This is a genomic window from Streptomyces maremycinicus (assembly GCF_001184025.1).
GTDB lineage: Bacteria > Actinomycetota > Actinomycetes > Streptomycetales > Streptomycetaceae > Streptomyces > Streptomyces maremycinicus.
Genome location: NZ_BBYG01000009.1, coordinates 376,734 through 399,896, shown reverse-complemented (window position 1 = coordinate 399,896; position 23,163 = coordinate 376,734). Strand labels below are relative to the sequence as shown.

At 71.8% G+C, this 23,163-nt stretch carries 19 protein-coding genes; 6 read left to right on the top strand and 13 right to left on the bottom strand.

All coding sequences use genetic code 11. The features are described 5' to 3' along the window. Nucleotides 1-61: 61 nt before the first annotated feature. From AOQ37_RS06295 to AOQ37_RS06285, 3 genes are all read right to left on the bottom strand, one after another. Nucleotides 62-1,885 (bottom strand): glycoside hydrolase family 18 chitinase, encoded by a 1,824-nt coding sequence (locus AOQ37_RS06295; protein ID WP_062642030.1) that lies wholly within the window; start codon nt 1,883-1,885, stop codon nt 62-64. Nucleotides 1,886-1,998: 113 nt separating this feature from the next. After that, complete coding sequence (locus tag AOQ37_RS06290; protein ID WP_062642028.1) at nt 1,999-2,679, bottom strand: response regulator; 681 nt, start codon at nt 2,677-2,679, stop codon at nt 1,999-2,001. After that, complete coding sequence (locus AOQ37_RS06285; RefSeq protein WP_062642489.1) at nt 2,676-3,860, bottom strand: sensor histidine kinase; 1,185 nt, start codon at nt 3,858-3,860, stop codon at nt 2,676-2,678. The genes AOQ37_RS06290 and AOQ37_RS06285 overlap by 4 nt, the downstream gene beginning before the upstream one ends. 153 nt (nt 3,861-4,013) lie before the next feature. Here AOQ37_RS06285 and AOQ37_RS06280 point away from each other — a divergent pair, with 153 nt between their 5' ends. Then, the gene (locus AOQ37_RS06280) at nt 4,014-4,667 is read left to right on the top strand and encodes a hypothetical protein (RefSeq protein ID WP_062642026.1); all 654 of its coding nucleotides are present in this window, start codon (nt 4,014-4,016) and stop codon (nt 4,665-4,667) included. Here the strand turns inward: AOQ37_RS06280 and AOQ37_RS06275 are convergent. Beyond that, complete coding sequence (locus tag AOQ37_RS06275; RefSeq protein ID WP_062642024.1) at nt 4,664-5,236, bottom strand: cob(I)yrinic acid a,c-diamide adenosyltransferase; 573 nt, start codon at nt 5,234-5,236, stop codon at nt 4,664-4,666. The genes AOQ37_RS06280 and AOQ37_RS06275 overlap by 4 nt on opposite strands. 425 nt (nt 5,237-5,661) lie before the next feature. Here AOQ37_RS06275 and AOQ37_RS06270 point away from each other — a divergent pair, with 425 nt between their 5' ends. Continuing rightward, the gene (locus AOQ37_RS06270; protein ID WP_020131168.1) at nt 5,662-5,985 is read left to right on the top strand and encodes an STAS domain-containing protein; all 324 of its coding nucleotides are present in this window, start codon (nt 5,662-5,664) and stop codon (nt 5,983-5,985) included. A 237-nt stretch (nt 5,986-6,222) separates the two neighbouring features. Then, complete coding sequence (locus AOQ37_RS06265; RefSeq protein ID WP_062642021.1) at nt 6,223-8,778, top strand: ATP-binding protein; 2,556 nt, start codon at nt 6,223-6,225, stop codon at nt 8,776-8,778. Between the two features lie 72 nt (nt 8,779-8,850). On the opposite strand, the gene nucS is transcribed toward AOQ37_RS06265, so the two are convergent. Then, nucleotides 8,851-9,522, bottom strand: a complete 672-nt coding sequence (gene nucS / locus AOQ37_RS06260) for an endonuclease NucS (protein WP_062642019.1) — start codon at nt 9,520-9,522, stop codon at nt 8,851-8,853. Between the two features lie 311 nt (nt 9,523-9,833). Here nucS and AOQ37_RS06255 point away from each other — a divergent pair, with 311 nt between their 5' ends. Continuing rightward, nucleotides 9,834-10,226: an SCO5389 family protein gene (locus AOQ37_RS06255; RefSeq protein ID WP_020131165.1), complete on the top strand. Its 393-nt coding sequence runs from the start codon at nt 9,834-9,836 to the stop codon at nt 10,224-10,226. Nucleotides 10,227-10,309: 83 nt separating this feature from the next. Here AOQ37_RS06255 and AOQ37_RS06250 read toward each other — a convergent pair whose 3' ends face one another. Then, nucleotides 10,310-11,338 (bottom strand): LLM class flavin-dependent oxidoreductase, encoded by a 1,029-nt coding sequence (locus tag AOQ37_RS06250; protein WP_062642018.1) that lies wholly within the window; start codon nt 11,336-11,338, stop codon nt 10,310-10,312. 222 nt (nt 11,339-11,560) lie between these two features. Here AOQ37_RS06250 and AOQ37_RS06245 point away from each other — a divergent pair, with 222 nt between their 5' ends. Then, nucleotides 11,561-11,893, top strand: coding sequence for an Rv1322 family protein (locus AOQ37_RS06245; RefSeq protein ID WP_062642016.1), 333 nt, complete (start codon nt 11,561-11,563; stop codon nt 11,891-11,893). Between the two features lie 24 nt (nt 11,894-11,917). On the opposite strand, the gene AOQ37_RS06240 is transcribed toward AOQ37_RS06245, so the two are convergent. The 7 genes from AOQ37_RS06240 to mce form a co-directional block, all read right to left on the bottom strand. Further along, a complete protein-coding gene (locus tag AOQ37_RS06240) occupies nt 11,918-12,799 on the bottom strand; it encodes an ABC transporter permease (RefSeq protein ID WP_062642015.1) in 882 nt (293 codons plus the stop codon). Continuing rightward, nucleotides 12,796-14,121: an ABC transporter ATP-binding protein gene (locus AOQ37_RS06235; protein WP_062642013.1), complete on the bottom strand. Its 1,326-nt coding sequence runs from the start codon at nt 14,119-14,121 to the stop codon at nt 12,796-12,798. Before AOQ37_RS06235 ends, AOQ37_RS06240 begins: the two co-directional genes overlap by 4 nt. 110 nt (nt 14,122-14,231) lie before the next feature. Then, nucleotides 14,232-15,002 (bottom strand): ABC transporter permease, encoded by a 771-nt coding sequence (locus AOQ37_RS06230; RefSeq protein WP_062642012.1) that lies wholly within the window; start codon nt 15,000-15,002, stop codon nt 14,232-14,234. Nucleotides 15,003-15,004: 2 nt separating this feature from the next. Beyond that, the gene (locus AOQ37_RS06225; RefSeq protein WP_062642010.1) at nt 15,005-15,994 is read right to left on the bottom strand and encodes an ABC transporter ATP-binding protein; all 990 of its coding nucleotides are present in this window, start codon (nt 15,992-15,994) and stop codon (nt 15,005-15,007) included. Nucleotides 15,995-16,079: 85 nt separating this feature from the next. Beyond that, nucleotides 16,080-17,018, bottom strand: coding sequence for a coiled-coil domain-containing protein (locus tag AOQ37_RS06220; protein WP_020131158.1), 939 nt, complete (start codon nt 17,016-17,018; stop codon nt 16,080-16,082). Between the two features lie 183 nt (nt 17,019-17,201). Then, the gene (gene scy, locus AOQ37_RS06215; protein WP_062642008.1) at nt 17,202-21,083 is read right to left on the bottom strand and encodes a polarized growth protein Scy; all 3,882 of its coding nucleotides are present in this window, start codon (nt 21,081-21,083) and stop codon (nt 17,202-17,204) included. 232 nt (nt 21,084-21,315) lie between these two features. After that, nucleotides 21,316-21,756, bottom strand: a complete 441-nt coding sequence (gene mce, locus AOQ37_RS06210) for a methylmalonyl-CoA epimerase (protein ID WP_062642006.1) — start codon at nt 21,754-21,756, stop codon at nt 21,316-21,318. A gap of 151 nt (nt 21,757-21,907) precedes the next feature. Between mce and AOQ37_RS06205 the strand changes: the two genes are divergently transcribed. Continuing rightward, nucleotides 21,908-23,119: an acetyl-CoA C-acetyltransferase gene (locus tag AOQ37_RS06205; protein WP_062642004.1), complete on the top strand. Its 1,212-nt coding sequence runs from the start codon at nt 21,908-21,910 to the stop codon at nt 23,117-23,119. The last annotated feature ends 44 nt before the right edge of the window (nt 23,120-23,163 follow it).

Sequence of the window (23,163 nt, the reverse complement as noted above, 5' to 3'; positions counted from 1 at the left end):
CCCCGGACGAAGTCCGGGGGAGCGTCAGTGTGGCTCAACCACACGAACTTCCCTGCGACCGTTACGACAGGCCGCTGTTGATGGCGCTCACCAGTTCGCCGTTGGTGGTGTCTCCGCTGAACTCCCAGAAGAAGGCGCCGCCGAGGCCCTGGTTCTTGGCCCAGGTCATCTTCGTGCCGATGGTGGCCGGGGTGTCGTAGGACCACCAGTTGTTGCCGCAGTAGGCGTACGCCGTGCCGGCGATGGTGCCGTTGGCCGGGCAGGACGTCTTGAGGACCTTGTAGTCCTCGATGCCCTGCTCGTAGGTGCCGGCCGCCGGACCCGTCGCCGTGCCGCCGGGCGCGGCCTGGGTGACTCCGGTCCAGCCGCGTCCGTAGAAGCCGATGCCGATGAGCAGCTTGCTCGCGGCCACGCCCTTCGACTTGAACTTGGCGATCGCGTCGGCCGTGGTGAAGCCGGCCTGCGGGATGCCGCTGTAGGTGGTGAGCGGGGAGTGCGGGGCGGTCGGGCCGTCCGCGTCGAACGCGCCGAAGAAGTCGTACGTCATCACGTTGTACCAGTCGACGTACTGCGCGGCGCCCGCGTAGTCGGCGGCGTCGACCTTGCCGCCGGAGGTGCCGTCGGCGGTGGTCGCCGCGGTGACCAGGTAGTTCGCGCCGAACTTGGCGCGCAGGGCCTGCATCAGGTTCTTGTAGGCCGCCGGACCGCTCGTGTCACAGGACAGGCCGCAGGCGTTCGGGTACTCCCAGTCGATGTCGATGCCGTCGAAGACGTCGGCCCAGCGCGGGTCCTCGACCAGGTTGTAGCAGGACTGGGCGAACGCGGCCGGGTTCGCCGCGGCCTGGGCGAAGCCGCCGGACCAGGTCCAGCCGCCGAAGGACCACAGCACCTTGATGTTCGGGTACTTGGCCTTCAGCTGGCGCAGCTGGTTGAAGTTGCCGCGCAGCGGCTGGTCCCAGGTGTCGGCGACGCCGCTGACCGACTGGTCCGCGGTGAAGGCCTTGTCGTAGTCGGCGTAGGAGTCGCCGATCGCGCACTGGCCGTTGGTGACGTTGCCGAAGGCGTAGTTGATGTGCGTGATCTTCGCGGCCGAGCCCGACGTCACCAGGTTCTTGACGTTGTAGTTGCGGCCGTAGATGCCCCACTCGGTGAAGTAGCCGAGCTTGACCTTGGAGCCGGTGGTCGGGGGAGTGGTGCCGCCGCCCGTGGTGTGTACGGCGACCGCGCCGCTGACCGGGCCGGTCTGGTCGGCGGTGTCACGGGCCTGGACGGTGTAGGAGTAGTCGGTTCCGGCCGTCAGCCCGGTGTCGGTGTACGAGGTCGTCGTCACCGTGGCGACCTTGGCGCCGTCGCGCAGGACGTCGTAGTTCTTGACGCCCTTGTCGTCGGTGGCGGCGGACCAGGTCAGCTTCACCGAGGTGTCGGTGAGGGCGGAGGCGGTCGGGGTGCCCGGGGCGGACGGGGAGGCGTCGCCGGGGACAGAGGTGCCGTCACAACTGCCGCCGTTGAGCTTGCAATTGGACGGGGCGCCGGAGCCCGCGCCGTTGAAGCCGAAGGAGACGGAGGCGCCGGCGGCGAGGGTGCCGTTCCAGGACTTGTTCTTGGCGGTCCAGTGGGTGCCGGAGGACGTGACGTCGGCGTCCCAGGCGGAGGTGACGGAGGTGCCGGAGGGGAAGTCCCACTCGACCGTCCAGGAACTGATGGCGGTGGTACCGGTGTTCTTCACCGTCCACCTGCCCTCGAAGCCGGTGCCCCAGTCCGATGCCTTGGTGTAGGTGGCGGTGGCTGTCGTGGCGGCCTGGGCGGGGCTCGCGAGGCCGACGAGACCGGCCAGCGGGAGCAACAGGGTCGCGAACCCTGCCGCGGCTCTGTGTCTGAAGCGCATCCTGCGCCTCCTCGGGGGGAGTCGGGGGGCGTGACTGAGCCTTCACGCCCACGGTGCCGCGAGAATAGAAAGGTCTGGACCACAGGTCAATAGGTCTGGACCACTGCGGCGGACTAAACCTCCGGAGCCCCTTCGGTTCTCGTCCGGATCCCCAACTCCTGCGCCAGCACCGCGGCTTGCACCCGGCTGCGCAGCTCCAGCTTGCCCAGCAGACGGCTGACGTGGGTCTTCACCGTCGCCTCCGCCATGTCGAGGCGCCCGGCGATACCCGCGTTGGACATCCCCTCGCCCAGACAGGCCAGCACCTCGCGCTCGCGCCGGGTCAGGGTGTCCAGGACGGCGGGGTCGGCCTTCGGGGACCGCGCCGGACCCGCGGCGAACTCGGCGATCAGCCGACGGGTCACAGCGGGAGCGATCAGCCCCTCCCCGGCGGCCACCGTACGGATCGCCGCCAGCAGGTCACGCGCCTCCGTGTTCTTCAGCAGGAACCCCGCGGCACCCGCCCGCAGCGCCCCGAACACGTACTCGTCGAGGTCGAAGGTGGTCAGCACCAGCACGTCGGCGAGACCCTCCTCGACCACCCGCCGGGTCGCCGACACCCCGTCCAGCCGCGGCATCTGAACATCCATCAGGACCACGTCCGGCCGCAGTTCCCGGGCCAGCGCCACCGCCTGCTCGCCGTCCGCCGCCTCGCCCACCACCTCGATGTCGGGCGCACTGCCCAGGATCAGGACCAGTCCGGCGCGCACGGCGGACTGGTCCTCGGCGACGAGGACCCGGACGGCGGAGCTCATACGGGCTCTCCTTCGACGAGGGGAAAAGTGGCGCGCACCGTCCAGCAGCATTCCTCGGGCCCGGCGTCGAACGTGCCGCCCAGCAGCGCCGCGCGCTCCCGCATCCCGACCAGCCCGGCGCCGGAACCGGGGGCGCGCGGGCCGTCCCGACGGCTGTACGGACTTTTCACCCGTACGTCGAGCACCCCGTCGCGCTGGACGAGCGCGACCGTGACCCGGCCCGGGCACGCGTGCTTCAGCGCGTTGGTCAGCGACTCCTGGACGATCCGGTAGGCGGCGAGTTCGACGGGCGCCGCGACCTCGCCGTGCTCGGAGCGGAGGCGGACGTCGAGACCATTGGCGCGGGCACCGTCGACGAGAGCCTCCAGCCCGTCGAGGGTGGGGGCCGCGGCCGGCTCGCGGTCCCCGCTGCCGTCGCGCAGGATGCCGATCAGCCGCCGCATCTCCGCCAGCCCCTCGACGCTGTTCTCGCGGATCACGGTCAGCGCCTGCCGGGAGGTGTCCGGCTCGTCGATCGACAGCGCCGCCGTCGAGTGGATGGCGATCGCCGACAGGTGGTTGGCGACCATGTCGTGCAACTCCCGCGCCATCCGGGCGCGTTCGGCCGTCACGGCCTGGACCCGGTCCATCTCCGCCAGCAGCGCCGTCTGTTCGGCCCGCAGCCGGGCCGCCTCGGCGGCGTCGCGGTGGTCGCGCACGATCCAGCCGGTGGCGGCGGGCGCGTAGGCCACGATGCCGACCACCACCCCGATCAGCAGGGCCTCCGGCTCCCGCCACACCACGAACGGCACCAGCGCCCCGGCCACCGTCAGCAGTCCGGTGATCCACTGGATCCGGCGGGCCGACGCGAGCGGGCCGTACAGGACGGCCGCGTAGATCACGTCGGTGTACATCAGGACCGTGAACAGGTTGCCCTGGGTCAGGGTGTCCGAGACGATCGCGGCCGTGCCGGTCAGCAGGGCCGTGCGGGGCGCGGTCCGGCGCAGCACCTCGCAGCCGGCCAGCACGCCGAGCGGCACCAGGACCGGCCAGGTGCCGTCGAGGAGCACGATCGGATCGTCGGACGGCCGGGTGCCCAGACCGATGGCGACCAGCAGCAGACCGCCGAGCAGCCCACCGACCGCGATGTACACGTCGAAGCGGTGCGGGCGGCGCGGGCGGCGCGGTTCTCGGACGGCCATGTCCTCCATCCAACACGCCCCGCGGGCGGCCCGCCTGCTCCCCGGGGACGGTCCCCGACTGCATCTTTCGATGTACCGCGAGTTCGTCACCGCCGACGACGAGACGCGTGCTCCCGCCCGGCAGCCTGGGAGGGTGAGCGAGAGGAGCGAACCGTGATCGTCGCACTGATCATCGCCTGCGAGGCGGCCTTCTGGGTGCTGCTGGCCGCCGGGCTGGCCTTCCGGTACGTGTTCCGGATGCCGCGTCTGGGGCTGGCCCTGCTGCTGTGCGAGCCGCTGCTGGAGGTCGTGCTGTTCGCGGTGACCGCGATCGACCTGCGGAACGGCGCGGAGCCGGACTGGCGGCACGGCCTCGCCGCCGTCTACATCGGCTTCACCGTGGGCCTCGGGCACTCCACCATCACGTGGGTGGACGCCAGGGTCGCCCACCGCTGGGCCGGCGGCCCGCCGCCCGTGCGGCCACCGAAGTACGGCAGGGCCCGCGCGCTCCACGAATGGAAGGTCGCGGGCCGCTGGACCGTCGCCGCGCTGGTCGCCGCCGCGCTGCTCCAGGCGGCCGCCTGGTACGTGGGCGCGGACGGCGAGACCGACTCGCTGCGGGCGTGGCAGCTGCGGATGCTGTGGGTGATCGGGATCAACCTCGTCATCGCGGGGAGCTACACCCTGTTCCCGAAGGCGGAGCCGAAGACCGGACCGAGGACGGAACCGACGACCGACCCGAACGGGCGCCCGGACGGCGGGACCCAAGGCGGACCGGACGACGGAACGAACGGCGGACCGGAGCGGGAACCGGCCAAGATGCGCTAGCGCTCCCCGCCCGGCACCCAGAGCACGTCGCCGACCGCCTTGTTGGCGGTGCGGGCCAGGATGAACAGCAGATCCGAGAGCCGGTTGAGGTAGGTCGCGGTGAGCGGGTTCATCCGCTCACCGTGCGCCTCCAGCGCCGCCCAGGTGGAGCGCTCGGCCCGCCGCACGACCGTGCAGGCCTGGTGGAGCAGGGCCGCCCCCGGGGTGCCACCGGGCAGGATGAACGACCGCAGCTTCTCCAGCCGCTCGTTGAACCGGTCGCAGTCCGCCTCCAGGCGGTCGACGTAGAACTGCTCGACCCGCAGGGGCGGGAACTCGGGGTTCTCCACCACCGGCGTCGACAGGTCCGCGCCCACGTCGAACAGGTCGTTCTGGACCCGGGTGAGCACCCCGACGAGCTCCTCGTCCAGCCCGCCGAGCGCGAGCGCCGTGCCGAGCGCCGCGTTCGCCTCGTTGACGTCGGCGTAGGCGGCGATCCGCAGGTCGGTCTTGGCGACCCGGCTCATGTCGCCGAGAGCGGTGGTGCCCTGGTCGCCGGTCCTCGTGTAGATGCGCGTCAGATTGACCATGACGCCAATCTAGACGCTCCCGGAGCATCCGTTCCGTTCGCTTCGTCACTGCTGCCGGTGCCTGGTCAGTCCCGGCCCAATCGGCGTGAATCGGACAGTATTTGACGACGTGACCGGCGTCTCACGGCCTGAGACGTGAGCCGCGTTACTAACCGGTCACACAGCGCCTCACGCCCGCTAATCTCCCGGCGAGAGGCATGCGGAGCGGCTGCGCCGGATGGTTGACGCCGGTGACATCGGACGCCTGAGCGGGCAGGGCTTCTCCAAGCACCGAAACCGCACAGGCCCCATGGGCCTCACCCCTGCGAGTGAATTCGGTATCGGTTCGCTCACAGACGGCAACCTTCGACCGCTTCTCGCAGTCAGAGGATGCAACACCGGACACCACCACCGCGGAGCACGAGACGCACGCTTAGGGGAGCGCTATGCACATCAGGGGCGACCACGTCGAGCTGGTCGTCGGGGGCCGCCTCGACGTCCGCAGCGCGGCGGACGCCCGTACGGCCCTGCACACGGCCGTGGACGACGGAGTCGGCGACCTGGTGCTCGACCTGTCGGAGCTGGACTCCTGGGACGCCACCGGACTCGGCGTCATCATGGGCGTCCACCGACGGGCCGGCCGGTGCGGCCGACGCCTGGTGCTGCGCGGGGTGCCTCCGCAGATGCAACGCCTGCTGGTGGCCACCCGACTGCACCGGATCCTCGCCATCGAGGGCGGTATCGGAGTGGAGTCCCTGCCCCGGGTCTGATCCCCGAGGCGGCGTGGCCTGCGGCGGAAAACGTGCGACGGGCGCAATCCTCACGAGACTGTGACGCTTCGGGCGGCCCGGCACCCCGGGCTGTCGTAGATACTGTGCGAAGGTTTACGGTTCGTCTGCCCGCCGCGCTCAGCCCTCGAGCGGGCACCGGACCAGAAGCGACAGCGCAGTGTGCAGCAAGGCCGGGAGGGGCTACCGCCACACGACGCTTTTGGGGGGCTTGAGCCTATGGACCCGAACACCCGGGGACCCGAGGAGTACGGCCAGGACGACGACGGCGGCACGCCGCGCCCGCGCCCGTCCAGGGACCCCCTCACACCCGACTTCGGCCAGCACACGCCGGCCCTCGCCCGCACCGTGCGACTCGTCGCGGGCGAACACCTGCTCACCGTCAACCCGGTCGACGGCAGCGAGATAGAACTCCGCCCGCCCGGGGGCCCCTCCCTCCCGAGCGCGGCCGAGAGCGGGGCAGAGATACCGGAGCGCCCCGTCAAGCGCACCGAGGAGCAGCGTGCCGAGGCCGAGCGCGCCGCCCGGCCGCCTGCCCCCGCCGGAACCGCCCGGCCCGCCCAGCCGCTCCAGGGCCGCCAGGACGAACGCGAACAACTCGTCCGCCTGCTGGCCCGCGGCCGCTCCGTCCGCCTCACCGGCCCGGCCGGCTCCGGCCGCACCAGCCTGCTCGACCTCGTCGCCGAGGACTGTGAGGACCTCGCCCCCGACGGCGTCGTCCGCCTCACCGGCTTCCGCCGCACCTCCGCCGACCTCCTGCACGACCTCTTCCACGCCGTCTACGACGCCCCCCGGTACCGCCCCGACAGCGACGACCTGCGTGCCCTGGTCCGCGAGATCGGCGCGGTCGTCGTGGTGGACGACCTCGATCTCGGCGGCGCCGACCTCGACGCCCTCCTGGACGCGACGCCCGAGTGCGCCTTCCTGCTCGGCGCCACCCCGGACACTCCGCCGCCCTCCGCGGACTCCGCCGTCGAGGAGGTCGTCCTCAGCGGCCTGGACCGCGCGGGCGGCGTCGAGGTGATCGAGCACGCCGTGGGCCGCGTCCTCACCGAGGAGGAGGCCAACTGGGCCGGCGACCTGTGGTTCGAGTCCGAGGGCCTGCCGCTCCGCTTCGTCCAGGCCGGCGCCCTGCTCTCGCAGCGCGACCAGCTGCGGGCCGGCGCCGACGCGGTCGAGGCCTTCGGCGTCTTCGAGGACGCGCGCCCGTTCACCGAGGCCGTCGACGGCCTCGCCGGAGCCGGTGAGGCCGAGGAGATACCCCTGCCCTCGCTCGGCGAGGCAGCCGCGCCCGCGCCGCTGCTCGCCGCCCGCCTCAGCGCCTCCGCCCGCGCCACCCTGCGCTTCGCCGTCGCTCTGGACGGCGAGGTCCCGCACCAGGCCCACCTGCCCGCCCTGGTCGGCGACACCCACGCCGACGCGGCCCTCGGCGAACTCGCCGCCTGCGGACTCGTCTCCCCGGTCGGCACCCGCTACCGGCTCGCCGCCGGTGTCCAGAACCAGCTCGAGGCCGCCGGATACGCCGACGACGCCGAGTCCCGCGCCCGGACCGCCGCCCGGCACTACGCCTGGTGGGCCGGACACCCCTCGGTCACCCCCGAGCGGGTATGCGCGGAGGCCGACGCCGTCCTCGCGGCGCTCGCCGTGATCGTCCCCACCACGACCCCGACCGGCGAGGACGAGGAGTCCACCGCCGTCCGGCTCGCCCGCACCGCCGCCCCCGCCTTCGCCGCCGGCCTGCACTGGAGCGCCTGGGAGAGCGCCCTGCACGAGGGCGCCGAGGCCGCCCGGCTCGCCGGGGAGTCCGCCGACCGCGCCTACTTCCACCACGAGATGGGCGTCCTCGCGCTCTGCGGCGGCGACGTCGACCGGGCCCGCTCCGAGCTGGAGGCCTCCCTCGCGCTGCGCGGGGCGATCGCCGACAAGCGCGGGACCGTCGCCGGCCGCCGCGCCCTCGCCCTGGTCTCCGACCGCTCCGGGGACCTGCCCCTCCTCGCCGCGGCGATGGCGGGCGACGAGGTGCCCGACGCCCGCCACGAGGAGTCGGCGTCCCCGCCGCGCGGTGTCCAGGCGGTGCTCCCGACCTACCCGCCGGAGGCCGAGACCGTCGTCGCCCGCCGTGGGCCCGCCGGTCCGCCGGCCCGGCACAATCGGGGCGGTCTGAAGGCACTGGCCAAGCGCAACCTGGTCGCGGCCGGCGCGGGTGCGCTGCTCGTCGCCGTCCTCGGCACGGTCGTGACCCTCGGCGCCACCTCCAACAACGACGCCAACGACCCCTCCGACCGGGTCGGCGTCAACCCGTCCGCCAGCACCGGCCTGGACGACGGCGGACAGGACGCGGACGCCCCGGCCGACGACAGCGGTTCGGCCGACACGGGTGAGGCGACCAGCAGGCCGACGGACCCGGGCCCGGACGGAACGATGGGCACCTCAGACGACCCGAGCCCCACGGGGGAGGCGGAGCCGTCCTCGGAGGCGAGCAGTTCCCACGGGTCGGGGAACGGTGGCTCCTCACCCAAGCCGACACCCAAGCCGTCCGCCAGCACGAGTTCCGGCACCGGGTCGGGATCGCCGTCGCCGTCCGGCTCGTCCAGCGGTGGTACGGGCGGCTCTTCCTCGCCGTCTCCGTCCGCGTCCGAGACGGCCGGACCGTCCCCGTCGGACACCACCTCGACCTCGGCCGGCAGCTCGATGTCCTCCAGCCCGGCCGGCTCGGTCAGCTCGTCCCAGAGCGCCGGTACGGTCGGCCCGGCCTCGCCGGACCAGGTGATCTGAGCCTTCGGGCGAACGAAAGGGCCGGTTTCCCCTCGGGGAACCCGGCCCTTTCGCGCCGTACGGGTGACAGGGTCAGAACAGCCGCAGCTTGTCGTCCTCGATGCCCCGCATCGCGTTGTAGTCCAGGACCGTGCAGCCGATGCCGCGGTCCGTGGCGAGCACGCGGGCCTGCGGCTTGATCTCCTGGGCCGCGAAGACGCCGCGCACCGGGGCGAGGTGCGGGTCGCGGTTCAACAGCTCGAGGTAGCGCGTGAGTTGCTCGACACCGTCGATCTCGCCGCGCCGCTTGATCTCCACCGCGACGGTCTGCCCCTCCGCGTCCCGGCACAGGATGTCGACCGGCCCGATGGCGGTCATGTACTCGCGCCGGATGAGGGTGTACCCCTCGCCGAGGGTCTCGATGCGGTCGGCGAGAAGTTCCTGGAGGTGCGCCTCCACACCGTCCTTGATCAGGCCGGGATCGACGCCGAGTTCGTGCGACGAGTCGTGGAGGATCTCCTCCATCGTGATGATGAGCTTCTCTCCGCCCTTGTTGACGACGGTCCAGACGCCTTCCTCGTCGCCTGTGCCCTCCTTCAGCGTGCAGGGCGGCGACATCCAGTTGAGGGGCTTGTAGGCCCGGTCGTCCGCGTGGATCGAGACGCTGCCGTCCGCCTTCACCAGGATGAGACGGGGGGCGGAGGGCAGGTGGGCGGTGAGCCGGCCGGCGTAGTCCACGGAGCACCGGGCGATGACGAGACGCATGGTCGGCAACGCTATCCGACGCCCCGCCGCGGACGCGATTCGCCCGTCTGCCCACCGGCGCGGGGCTCCACCGTGAGCCCCTTGGGACCCGCCCCTTTCGACCAGGAAAACGATCATTCGACAGTGGCCGATTGTGTGCCTACTTGAGGTTCTCTATGTGCCCATTCTCCTGGTGCGGTCACGGTCCGTTGCCTACCGTAGTGAACGGGAGGTCGCGATGCGTGTACTCAGCGTGTGCGGTGTTTCGGCATGCGAACTCCCTTTCCCTGTCCGGCAACCCCTGTTGTTCCGGGGGTGCGAGAGGAGTACCCATGTCGCTCGACGTCTCACCGGCCCTACTCGAACAGGCCGAGCGAGGCGAGGTCGACGAAGCAGAATTCGTCGACTGCGTCCGGACCTCCCTGCCTTACGCATGGGAGATGGTCAGCTCCCTGGTGGCCCAGCTGAAGGTGGACGGCGGAGACTTCGCCGACAACCAGACGCCCCCGCCGGACGAGCAGGCACGCGGGCAGTTGCTGCGCGCGCTCGCGAGTGACGCCATACGCGGCGCGCTTCAGCGGCATTTCGGTGTGCGGCTGGCCTTCCAGAACTGCCACCGGGTGGCGGTGTTCCCGTTGGAACCGGCTGTCGACGAGAAGCTCGCCCGCTTCACCTCGGTCCGCAGCCAGGTGCTGAACCAGTCCCCGGAATTCCGGGACTGCTGACACGTGAGCCCGTTGCTTGCCGCTCCTGACGCGGGAGGTTCCATCAGGACGGGAGCGGCAAGCCTCGCGGCCGGCTGGGCTGTTCACCGGAGGTGGGGGAGCACCTCCGAGCCCAGCCGCCGTACGTTCTCCTCGGTGGCCGCCAGGTCGCCGGAGCCCTCGACCAGCAGGGCGAAACGCGAGATGCCGGTCCGCTCGCCGGTCGCCGCGAGCCGGTCGGCGCACAGCCGCGGGGTGCCCACCGGGTGCAGCCCGCAGAGCAGTTCGGTGTATGCCACCGGGTCCCGCATGGAGCGGGCCCGGCCGTCCACCGTGACATGCGCGTCCAGCCCCTGCCGCAGCCAGCCCGGCATCGCCTTCACCAAGGTCTCCACCGCGTCCGTGCGGCGGTCCGCGATCTGGCAGACACCCGCCGAGACATGCGCCGCGCCCCGGATCTCGTCCCCGGGCCGCCCGGCCGCGCGCGCGTACTGCCGCCATGCCGCGACCATCTCGGCCTTCTCCTCGTCCCCCACGTGCATCCCCAGGAGCATCGGCAGCCCGCGCTCGGCGGCCAGCCGCACGCTCGCCGGTGAGGTGCAGGCGACGACGACCTCCGGGCCCGGGGCGTCCGTCAGCGCCTCCGAGGGCCTGGGGACGACGGGGACCTCGCGGAAGCGGAACCGCTCGCCCTCGGATCCGACCGAGGGGTCGCGCAGCCACCGGACCAGCAGATCGAGTGATTCCGGGAACCCCTGCTCGTACGCCTCCAGGCCCGCGCCGAACACCTCGAGGTCGACCCACGGGCCGCCGCGCCCCACGCCCAGCGAGAAGCGGCCGCCGCTCGTCACGTGCAGCAGCGCGGCCTGCTCGCCCAGGGCGACGGGATGGACGGTGGGCAGGACGCTGACCGCCGTGCCGACCCGGATGCGGCGGGTGCGGCCCAGCAGCAGAGCGGCGAGCGTGACCGCCGACGGGCACGTGCCGTACGGCACGAAGTGGTGCTCGGCCAGCCAGACCGAGTCGAGGCCCGCCTCCTCGGCCACCTCGGCCGAGCGGACCGCGCGGTGGAGCGCCTCCCCCTGACCCTGGCCGGGGAACTGGGCTCCCAACACGAAACTTCCAACGCGCATGGACTTTCCTGCTTCCTTGGCTCCGACACGGAGCTCCCCCACCCGGCATAACCGTCTGACACGTGCCGAGGACACGGCCTGGCGGAGAGATTTGCGGATTGTCTGGAGAATGGGACGCCGAGGAGGGCGACTTGTGGGGATCGCTGCCCTACGGGTACCCGCGCGCACGCCGCGTAGGCTGGACGCCGCTCCTGCTTCCTGTATAGCCCCGTGAGGTGTCCCGTGTCCCCGCGTCGCAACCGCCCCAAGGGTGAGGGCTCGTCCGGCCGGAGCGCCGAGGACGACCGCGCGAGCCGCTACGGCGGCTGGCAGTCGGGGGAGACCTGGCAGGGCGAGCAGTGGAGCGTGCGGCACGTGGCCGGGGCGAGCGCCCAGGGCAAGGCGTACCGGTGCCCCGGCTGCGACCAGCTGATCCCCGACGGCGTCCCGCACGTCGTGGTCTGGCCCGAGCACGCGGGCGTCGACGACCGCCGGCACTGGCACAAGGCGTGCTGGAACGCACGGGACCGCCGCACCCCGGGGGTGCGGCGGTCCCGTAACGCGCCGAAGTTCTAGCCGTCAGCCGTCAGCCGTCAGCCGTCAGACGTCGCGCTTCTCCAGCAGGGCGAAGGCGCCGCCGAGCACGACGGCGGTCACGCCGAGCGCGATCCACAGCGGGTCCCAGCCGGTCGGCCCGCTGTCGCTGAGCGAGGACGAGTAGAACACGCTCATCTGGCTCGGGATCGAGTACTCGAACAGGGCCTGGCGCAGGCCCTCCAGCGAGGACGAGAACATGAAGATCGCGATGACCAGCGGGGCCAGCAGGACGCCGATCATGATGGTGATGGCGCCGGCCGAGTGCCGGATGACCGAGCCGACGGCCAGCGAGATCAGTCCGAGCAGCGCGATGTAGAGGGACACCCCGAAGGTCGCCTTCAGCCACTCCGAGCCGGTCGGCTGCCGGGCGTCGCCCAGCATCCCCACGTGCACCATGGCGACGAAGCCCGTGGACACCAGGGTGACGACGAACGCGACGGCGAAGAACACGACCGCCTTCGCGGCGAGCACCCGGCCGCGGGACGGGCAGGCCACCATGGTCGTCCGGATCATGCCCGTGCCGTACTCCGAGGCCGTGGTCAGCACGCCGAGCGTGATGATGCACATGCTGCCCAGGAGCAGTCCGAAGAAGCCGAACGACAGAGCGGTGTCGTCCGCGAGGTCGCCCTCGGTGGCGTTCGCGGCCACGATCGCGCCGGCCAGCAGTCCGATGCCGACGACGAGCAGTACGAACACGCCCAGCGTCCACATCGTGGAGCGCACCGACCGGATCTTCGTCCACTCCGACGTGATGGCGTGCCCGAGGTGGGTGCGCACGATCGGGATCGGTGAGGTGTAGACGGGGCCGGCCGTGGCGTACGCGGGGCCGGGCGCCCCCTGCCAGGCGGGCGGGGCCTGCGGCGTCGGGTGCTGCGGGGTGCTCATCGGGCGTCCTCGGACTTGGTCGGGGCGGCGTCGGGGGCGGCGGCGGGCGCCGGGGCGGGCGCGGCCGGGGCCTTGTCCAGCGAGGCGGCCGGAGCCGGGGCGGGCGTCGCCGCCGGGGCCGCGGCCGGGGCCTGACCCGCCGGGGCGGCCGGCTGGGCGGGGGCCTGTGCGGGCGCCTGCGCGTACGGGTTGGCCCCGTTCGGACCAGGTGCCGTGGCGGGCGCTCCGGGGGCGCCGTACGCCCCGTAGGAGGCCACCGGAGGCGTCTGGGCGGGCTGCGCGGGCGCGTAGCCGGTGTGCTGCGGGGGCGGCGGGGCGTACCAGCCCGGCTGACCCTGGCCCGGCACGGGCATCGGCGGCTGCGCGCCGGGCGGCAGCTGCTGCTGGAGGCCGGCCTTCTGGTCGATGGTGGACCGGTAGTCGACGGCGCCCTGCGTCATCCGCATGTACGCCTCCTCCAGCGAGGCCTGGTGCGGGGACAGCTCCCACAGGCGTACGTCGGTGTCGTGCGCGATGTCGCTGATGCGCGGCAGCGGCAGTCCGGTCACCCGCAGCGCGCCGTCCTGCTCGGGCAGCACATGGCCGCCCGCCTCGGTGAGCGCCGAGGCCAGCTTCTCGCGCAGCTGGGGTTCGGTGTGCGGGGTGCGGACCCGTGCGAAGTCGGCGGAGTTGGCCGAGATGAAGTCCTTCACGCTCATGTCGGAGAGCAGCTGGCCGCGTCCGATCACGATCAGGTGGTCGGCGGTCACCGCCATCTCGCTCATGAGGTGGGAGGAGACGAACACCGTGCGGCCCTCGGCGGCCAGCGACTTCATCAGGTTGCGCACCCAGAGGATGCCCTCGGGGTCGAGGCCGTTGACCGGCTCGTCGAAGAGCAGCACCTGCGGGTCGCCGAGCAGCGCGGCCGCGATGCCGAGCCGCTGGCCCATGCCCAGGGAGAAGCCCTTGGAGCGCTTGCGCGCCACGTCCTGGAGGCCGACCACGCCGAGCACCTCGTCGACCCGCCGGGCCGGGATGCCGGACAGCTGGGCCAGGCTCAGCAGGTGGTTGCGGGCGTGCCGGCCGCCGTGCACCGCCTTGGCGTCCAGCAGGGCGCCCACCTGGCGGGCGGCGTTCGGCAGCTTGCGGTAGGGATAGCCGCCGATCGTCACCGTCCCGGCGGTCGGGTTGTCCAGGCCCAGGATCATGCGCATGGTCGTCGACTTGCCCGAGCCGTTGGGCCCGAGGAAGCCGGTGACGGCGCCGGGCCGTACCTGGAAGGAAAGGTTGTACACAGCGGTCTTGTCGCCGTAGCGCTTGGTCAGGCCGACTGCTTCGATCATGCTCCGCACCCATCGAAAGGTTCAGGACAGCAGGGCACACGCCCCCGTAAGGGTTAGGAGACTATCGGGGCGCTGACGGTTCCGCTCAAATGAAAGCAAAGCCCAAAGCGTTACGCGTCGCGTTTCTTCAGCAGGAGGTAGCCGCCGGCCAGCGCGGCGACCGCCCACAGCGCCATGATGCCGAACCCGCCCCAGGGCCCGTACGGGGTGTCGTCGTCGATCGGCGTGACCACCTGCATGATCTTGCTGCCGGCCTGGTCGGGCAGATACCGGCCGATCTTCTTCGTCGCGGAGACGTTGCCGAGGATGTTGGAGATCAGGAAGAAGAACGGCATCAGGATGCCGAGCGACAGCATCGGCGAGCGCAGCATCGTGGCCACGCCCATCGAGAACACGGCGATGAGCGTCATGTACAGACCACCACCGATCACCGCCCGCAGCACCCCGTCGTCCCCGATCGACGCCCGGTGGGAGCCGAGCATGGCCTGCCCCAGGAAGAACGTGACGAAGCTGGTGGCCAGCCCCACGACCAGCGCGAGCCCGGTGGCCACCGCGATCTTGCTGAACAGGAAGGTCCCGCGCTGCGGCACGGCGGCCAGCGAGGTACGGATCATGCCGGTGCTGTACTCGTTCGACACGACCAGCACCCCGAACACGATCATCGCCAGCTGACCGAGGCTCATCCCGGCGAAGCTGATGAAGGTGGGGTCGAAGGAGAGCCGGTCGTCGCGGCTCATGTTGTCGAACTCGTTGCCCGTGAACGCCGAGATCAGCATGCCGAGGGCGATGGTGACCACCACCGCGAGGGAGAGCGTCCACACCGTGGAGGCCACCGACCGGATCTTGGTCCACTCGGACCGGATGACCTGGGTCGCCGCCATCATCAGCTCCTCGTCCAGTCGTCGCCCCACTGCGGGGCGGGCTGCTCGAACCGTCCGAGCTCCCCGGCGGGCGCGGGCGCGGGCGTGTCCGCGTGGGCGTGGTACTCGACCGACTCCGCGGTCAGCTGCATGAACGCCTCCTCCAGGGAGGCCCGCTGCGGGCTCAGCTCGTGCAGCACGATCTGGTGCTGCGCGGCCAGCTCCCCGATGTGCTCGGACTTGCCGCCGTCGACCTCCAGCACCCCGCCGCCGGTCTCCACGACCAGGATCCCGGCGCCGTGCAGCACATCGAGCAGCCGCTCCCGCTGCGGGGTACGGATCCGGACGTGCGAGCGCGAGTTCTGCGCGATGAAGTCGGCCATCGAGGTGTCCGCGAGCAGCCGGCCCTGTCCGATGACGACGAGGTGATCGGCGGTCAGCGCCATCTCGCTCATGAGGTGGGAGGAGACGAACACCGTCCGCCCCTGCGCGGCGAGGGATTTCATCAGGTTGCGGATCCAGTGGATGCCCTCGGGGTCGAGGCCGTTGACCGGCTCGTCGAACATCAGGATCCGGGGATCGCCGAGCAGCGCGCCCGCGATGCCCAGCCGCTGCCCCATGCCCAGCGAGAACCCCTTGGCCTTCTTCCTCGCCACGGAGGTGAGACCGACCGTGTCCAGCACCTCGTGCACACGGCTCCTCGGGATGCCGTTGCTCTGCGCCAGACACAGCAGATGGTTGAAGGCGCTGCGCCCGCCGTGCATGGCCTTGGCGTCCAGCAGCGCGCCGATGTACTTGAGGGGGTCCTTCAGCCGGTCGTAGTGCTGCCCGTCGATCCGGACGTCCCCCGCGGTGGGCCGGTCGAGACCCAGCATCATCCGCATGGTGGTGGACTTCCCGGCGCCGTTGGGACCGAGGAAGCCCGTGACGATGCCCGGTCTGACGGTGAAGGTGAGGTTGTTCACCGCGACCTTCTCGCCGTACCGCTTCGTCAGGCCCGACAGCTCGATCATGCGGCCACGCTAAAGCGCGTCAAAGCCCTCTGCCACCGGAGTGGCAGAGGGCTTCGCCGATGTTCGTCCGCCGTACCTCAGGACGTCACCGGGACTGCTGCGCCGGGACCCCACGGGAGATCGGCTCGTCGTCCGTGGACGGCGTGCCGGCCGCGGCCACCGCGGCACCGGTCAGCGTGGCGAGCATCTCGCGGACGTTCGTCAGCTGGGCGTTGATCGAGTCGCGGCGGTTGGTGAGGGCCGCCAGCTCGCGCTCGGACTCGGAACGGATGCGGTCCGCCTTCGCGTTCGCGTCGGCCACGATGTCCTCGGCCTGGCGCTGCGCCGTCTCCACGGTCTGACGGGCCCGGCGCTCGGCGTCGGTGCGCAGCTTCTCGGCCTCGAGGCGCAGCTGCTCCGCGCGGTGCTCGATCTCGGCGAGACGCTTCTCCGCCTTCTGCTGACGGGACGCCAGGTCGCGCTCCGACTGCTCGCGGCGCTTGGCCAGGTTCGTCTCGAAGTCGGCGGCGGCCTGCGCGGCCTTGGCGCGGGTCTCCTCGAAGAGGGCGTCCGCCTCCTCACGCTTCGACTGCGCGTCCTTCTGCGCCTCGGAACGCAGCTGCGACGCGTCGCTCTTGGCCTTCTCGACGATCCGGACGCCCTCGTCCTCGGACTTGGCCTTGCGCTCCGCGGCGAACGACTCCGCGTCGTTGCGCACCTGCTGGGCCGCCGACTCGGCGAGCTCACGGTGCTGCTCGGCCGCGCGACGGGCCTCCTCGCGCAGATCCTTGGCCTCTTCCTCGGCGAGGCGGAGGATCTTCTCGACACGCGCGCCGAGGCCGGCGTACGACGGCTCCGCGTCGCTTACCTGGGCCTGGGCGTTCTGCGTCTCGAGGTGGAGCTCCTCGATGCGCTTTTCCAGAGCAGTGATACGAGCCAGAGCGCTGTCACGGTCGGAGACGAGCTTCGAGATGCGTTCGTCCACCTGAGCGCGGTCGTACCCACGCCGCACAAGCTCGAAGCCGTAGGGGGAAGTGTCGCTCATGGGGTTCCTGTCGAATGAGACCGGTGAGGTGATAGGTGGAATCCTAGGGCCCGGAACGGTGTGTCATCGAGCGTATACGTGTTTGATCTGGAGAATGACACCCCTTTTGGGTGGCTGAGCGCCGGAGCGCTTGCCAAAGGTCCGCTCAACGGCGCGAGACTTTAACGCAATTCACACATTCCGCTAGCCGTCCGAGGCCTTCCCACCCGATCGGGGCGCCCCGATGGTGGCGCCGGCCTTGACGCCACCGTCCTTGGCGCCGGTCGGGACCTCGAAGGACTCCAGCGCCTCCAGCACGTCCTGGACCCGGGAGATCTCGGCGTTGATGTCCTCACGCCGGCGCACCAGGACCTCCAGCTCGCGCTTGCCCTCCTCGACGGTGCGGCGCGCCTCGCGGATCGCCTCGGCCTTGAGCTCCTCGGCCTCCCGCACGAGCGTCGCCTTCTTCTGCTCGGCCTCCTTGAGGAGCCCCTCGGCCTTCTTCACTGCGGCGATACGGACCTTGCCCGCCTCGGAGTTGGCGTCCGACACCAGCTCCTTCGCCTTCGCCTGGGCCTTGGCGAGCTGCTCCTCGGACGCCTTGATGAGCGCGTCGCAGCGGTCGCCGGTCGATTTCATCGTCTCGGCGGCCTCGCGGCGGGCCCGCTCGTGCAGCCCCTCGATCTCGCTGGTGATGCGGTCGCGCAGCTCCTCCGCCCGCTCCCTTATGGCGGTCGCGTCCCGGCGGGCGCCGACCAGCAGTTCGTCGGCGTCCGTGCGGGCCTTCTCCACGCGGGAGTTCCCCTCGACCGTCGCCTCGGAGACCAGCCGCTCGGCCTCGTTGCGGGCCGCGCCGACCATCGAGTCGGCCTGCGCCTCCGCGTCCGCCGTGACCTGCTGCGCCTGCTGCTGCGCCTCGGTGAGGAGCTTGTCCGCCTCGGCCGCGGTCTCCGTGATGAGGGTGTCGACCTGCTCGGCCGCCTCGGAGCGCCGCTTGTTGGCCTCCTTGCGGGCCTCGTCCAGCGTCGAGTCGGCCTCCTCGCGGGCCACGCTCATCAGACGGTCGGCCTCCGCCGCCGCCGATGCCCTGACGCGCTCGGACTCGCTGCGGATCCGCTCGGCGGCCTGCTGCGCGGCACCCACCGTCTCGGCGGCCTCGGCACGCAGCCGCTCCGCGTCCCCGGCGGCGTCCGAGATGAGCTTCTCCGCCTTCGCGACCGACTCGGCCCGCAGCCGGTCGGTCTCCGCGATCGTCTCGGACTGAAGGCGCTCGGCCTCCGCGATGGTCTCCGTCTGGAGCCGCTCCGCCTCGTTGCGGGCCTCGGTGATGAGGGTGTCCGCCTGCGTCGCCGCGTCCGAACGGATGCGGTTGGCGTCGTCCCGGGCCTCCGCCCGGGTGCGCGAGGCGTCCTGGTCGGCCTGGGCGATGGCGTCCGAGGCCTCGGTGCGGACCCGCTGGGCGTGCGCGGACGCCTCCGAGCGCATCCGCTCCGCCTCCGCGATCGCCTCGCCGACGGTCTGCTCGGCCAGCGCCTGCGCGGCCTCCGAGGCCTCGCTCGCCTCCCGCCGGACCCGGTTCGCGTCCTCGGCCGCGCGCTCCTGCACGGCGTAGGCGTCGGAACGGACCCGGTCCGCCTCCTCCTCCGCCTCGCGCCGGGTGCGTTCCGCCGCGTGCTCGGCGGCCGAACGCAGCCCGTTGATCTCGTCCTGCGCCTGCTCGTGCAGCCCGGCGACGGACTCCCGCACCTGCTGCGCGTGCTGCTCGGCGGCCGACACCATCTCGCTCGCGCGCCGGTCCGCCTCCTCGACCAGCCGGACGGCCTCGGTCTGCGCCTCCTCCACGCGCTTGCGCGCCGAGGCCAGCAGTTCCTCGCTCTGGAGGCGGGCCTGCTCGCGCTCCTGGTCGGCCTCCTGGCGGGCGGAACCGAGGAGCTCCTCGGCCTCGCGGCGGCGCCGCTGTGCCTCCTCCTGGGCGGCGGCCAGCGTCTCGGACGCCTCGGTGGCCAGCCGCTCGGCGGCGGCCTGCGCCTCCGCGCGCACCCGGTCGGCGGTGTCCTGCGCCTCCGACTTCAGCCGCTCCGCCTCGGCGGCGGCCTCGGAACGCAGCCGTACGGCGACGGCCTCGCCCTCGGCGCGCGAGGCGGACGCGTCGGCGGCGGCCTCGTCGCGCAGCCGGTCCGCCTCCGCGGCGGCCTGTTGCTGGAGGGTCCGGATCCGCTCCGTGGCCTCCGAGCGCAGCCGCTCGGTCTCCTCGCCGGCCTCGCGGCGGATCCGCGCGGCCTCCTCGCGGGCCTCGGTCAGCGCCTGCTCGGCGGAGGCGAGCCGGGACTCGGCCTCGCTGTGCAGCCGGGTCAGTTCCTCGGCGGCCTCGGCCTGCCGGGCCTCGACCGCGCGTTCGGTCTCCTCGCGCAGCTCGCGCGCGGCCTCCTCGGCGTTCGAGGTGATGGTCTCGGCGAGCTCCACCGCCTCGTCGCGCTGGCGCTCGGCCTCGGCGCGGGTGCGCTCCAGGGTGTCCTCGGCCTGCCGGCGCAGCGTGGTGGCGCGCTCGATCGCCTCGGTGCGCACCTTCTCGCTGTCCGAGGTGGCCTTCTGGCGCAGCTCGTCCGCGTCGGCCTTCGCCTTGGACAGCAGCTCCTCGGCGGTCCTGGCCGCCTCCTCGATCTGCTGGACGGCCTCCTTGCGGGCCTCCGCGCGGATCTTCTCGCCCTCGGCGACCGCGTCGGCACGCAGTTGCTCGGCCTCGCCGCGCAGCCGGCGGGCCTCCTCCTGGAGCTCGACCGTCTTGGCGCGGTACTCCTTGGTGTCGTCCTTCGCCGAGCCCTTGAGCTGCTCGGCGATGTCGTGCGCCTCGGCACGCAGCCGGTCCGCCTCGGTCTCCGCCTCACGACGGATCCGCTCGGCCTCCTCGGCGGCGGCCTTCGTGGTGTTCTGCGCGTCCTCCTGCGCCCGGTTCAGCACGTCCTCGGCGGTCTTCGCCGCCTTCGACAACTGGGTCGCGCTCTCCTCGGCGGTGAGCGTGCGGGCCTTCTCGGCGGCCTCCGCGACGATCTTCTCGGCCTCGGCGCGGGCGTCGGCGACGAGCTGCTCGGCGGACTCCTTGGTCGCCTCGGCCTCCTTGGTGGCCTCGGTGACCAGCCGGGCGACCTGCTCCTTGGCCGTACGCGTGCGCTGCTCGTTGACCGATTCCGCGCCGGAGAGCGCCTTCTCGGCGGCGGCCTTCGCCTCCGCGAGCACCTTGTCGGCCTCGGCCTGCGCCTTGCGCAGCGCCTCCTCGGCCTCGGACATCCGCTGCTCGGCGGCGCGCGAGAGCTCACCGGCCTGCCGGCGGGCCGCGTCGGACTCCGTGACCGTGGAGTTGCGCAGCTGCTCGGCGTGGTCGCTGGCCTCCTGCGCCTGGCTGGAGGCGGCGTTCAGCAGCCGTTCGGCGTCCGTGCGGGCCCGCAGCAGCAGCTGCTCGGCCTCCGCGCGGGTCGCCTCGGCGTCGGCCTGGAGCCGCTGGCGGGCCTCCGAGGCCACCCGTTCGGCCTCGGCGCGGGCGGCCGCGAGGGCCTGCTCCGCCTCGGCCCGCGACTCGTCGAGCAGCCGGCGCGCCTGGGCCTCGGTACGGGCCCGCAGCTGCTCGGCCCACGCCACGTTCTCGTTGACGTGCGACTCGACGTTCTGCCGCCGCTCCGCCAGCTCCTGGTCGAGCTGCTGGCGACGGGCCACCGCCTCCTGGTGCAGCTCCGCCTGGAGCCGGGCCGCCTGTTCGGCGTGCTCCTGGAGGATCCGCTGCGTCTGCGCCCGGGCCTGACTCAGCTCCCGTTCGGCGTCCTGCCGCAACTGGTCCGCCTGCATCTGCGCGTTCCGCAGCATCTGCTCGGCCTGGTACCCGATGTCGCCGCCGTCGAAGGCGGGCCGGGACATGATGGTGCGCCGCGCCTCGTGCAACTTGGCGCGCAGCACCTCGACCTGGTAGCCGAGGTCCTCGGCATGCTGGATCGCCTTTTCCCGCTCGGTCTTCAGCCGCTTCATCTCGGCTTCGAACCGAGTCAGGTGGTCGACGTCAGCCGCCGGCTCCCGCTCCTGGCTCTCGTAGCCCCGCACTGCGCGGTCCCATCCGTCCCTGGTCGCAAGCTTTCCGAACGAGCTCCGTCCATCCGCCGGACGGGGCTCCCGGGGAATGGTGTCAGATCAACGGCGGAGCACGGGCTGCTGCCCCGACGCTCGTCCCCCGAAACCCGGACCCCGGCTGCGTCCCGCCGCCGTACGGCAGGACCGGGTCGCCCCGGTGTGAGCGGCGACCGCCCCCAACCCTACCGGCCCATATGTACGAGGGTCAGTGCTCAGGTGACTCAACAGCCGCCGAAGTGACCAGTTCTGTCAGTACTCCGTGGCAATCCTTTGGATGCAGGAAGGTGATCCGTGACCCCATGGAGCCGCGTCGCGGCTCTTCGTACAGAACGCGTACGCCCTTGTCCCTGATGTCCGCGGCGTCCGTGTCGACATCCGCCGTACCGAAAGCGATGTGGTGGACGCCCTCGCCGTTCTTGTCGAGCCACTTGGCGACGGTGGAATCCGGCCGGGTCGGCTCGAGGAGCTGGAGGTACGAGGCACCGCCGTCGGACGTATCGTTGATCTTGAGCATGGCCTCGCGCACGCCCTGCTCCTCGTTGACCTCGGAGTGGAACACCTCGAAGCCGTACGTGGAACGGTAGAACTCGACGGTCGCGTCGAGGTCGTGGCAGGCGATCCCGATGTGGTCGATTCGCGTCAGCATGCTGTTAGTGGAGCGCGGCCGTGGTGGTTACGCAACGTGCGCGCGATCACACTGACGGCCCGATGACGGCACGGAGTGCCACTCAGTACATTCGAAGTAAACCCTCGTTCACTCCTCGGCCCGTGCAGGCCGGTAAGGGGAATCGCAGCTCATGACTGACTCGACTGGTTCCAACGGCACGACCTCGGTGATCGTCGCGGGCGCGCGGACGCCCATGGGACGGCTGCTGGGCTCCCTGAAGTCCTTCTCCGGGGCCGACCTCGGCGGCTTCGCCATCAAGGCCGCCCTCGACCGTGCGGGGATCGGCGGCGACCAGGTGCAGTACGTGATCATGGGGCAGGTGCTCCAGGCCGGGGCGGGGCAGATCCCGGCCCGTCAGGCCGCGGTCAAGGCCGGCATCCCGATGAACGTCCCGGCGCTCACGATCAACAAGGTGTGTCTGTCGGGCCTCGACGCGATCGCGCTGGCCGACCAGCTGATCCGCGCGGGTGAGTTCGACATCGTGGTGGCCGGCGGCCAGGAGTCCATGACCAACGCCCCGCACCTGCTGCCGAAGTCCCGCGAGGGCTTCAAGTACGGCGCGATCGAGATGCTCGACGCGATGGCGTACGACGGTCTGACCGACGCCTTCGAGAACATCGCCATGGGCGAGTCCACGGAGAAGCACAACACGCGGCTCGGGATCGCGCGTCCCGAGCAGGACGAGATCGCCGCGCTGAGCCATCAGAGGGCCGCCGCCGCGCAGAAGAACGGCATCTTCGAGGCCGAGATCACGCCGGTCGAGATCCCGCAGCGCAAGGGCGAGCCGGTCGTCTTCAGCAAGGACGAGGGCATCCGCGCCGAGACCACGGCGGAGTCCCTGGGCAAGCTCCGCCCGGCGTTCACCAAGGACGGCACGATCACCGCGGGCAGCGCCTCGCAGATCTCCGACGGCGCGGCGGCCGTGGTCGTGATGAGCAAGGCCAAGGCCGAGCAGCTGGGTCTGTCGTGGATCGCCGAGATCGGCGCCCACGGCAATGTGGCCGGGCCGGACAACTCGCTCCAGTCCCAGCCCTCCAACGCCATCCTGCACGCCCTGAAGAAGGACGGCCTGGAGGTCTCCGACCTCGACCTGATCGAGATCAACGAGGCCTTCGCCGCCGTGGCGGTGCAGTCAATGAAGGACCTCGGCGTGTCCTCGGAAAAGGTGAACGTCAACGGCGGCGCGATCGCCCTGGGCCACCCGATCGGCATGTCCGGCGCGCGCCTCGTCCTGCACCTGGCCCTGGAGCTGAAGCGCCGGGGCGGCGGCGTGGGCGCGGCCGCGCTGTGCGGCGGTGGCGGTCAGGGCGACGCGCTGATCGTGCGGGTCCCCAAGGCCTGACCCCCCCCGCGCATGTCCCACCCCGAACGGATCTGAACGGAGCT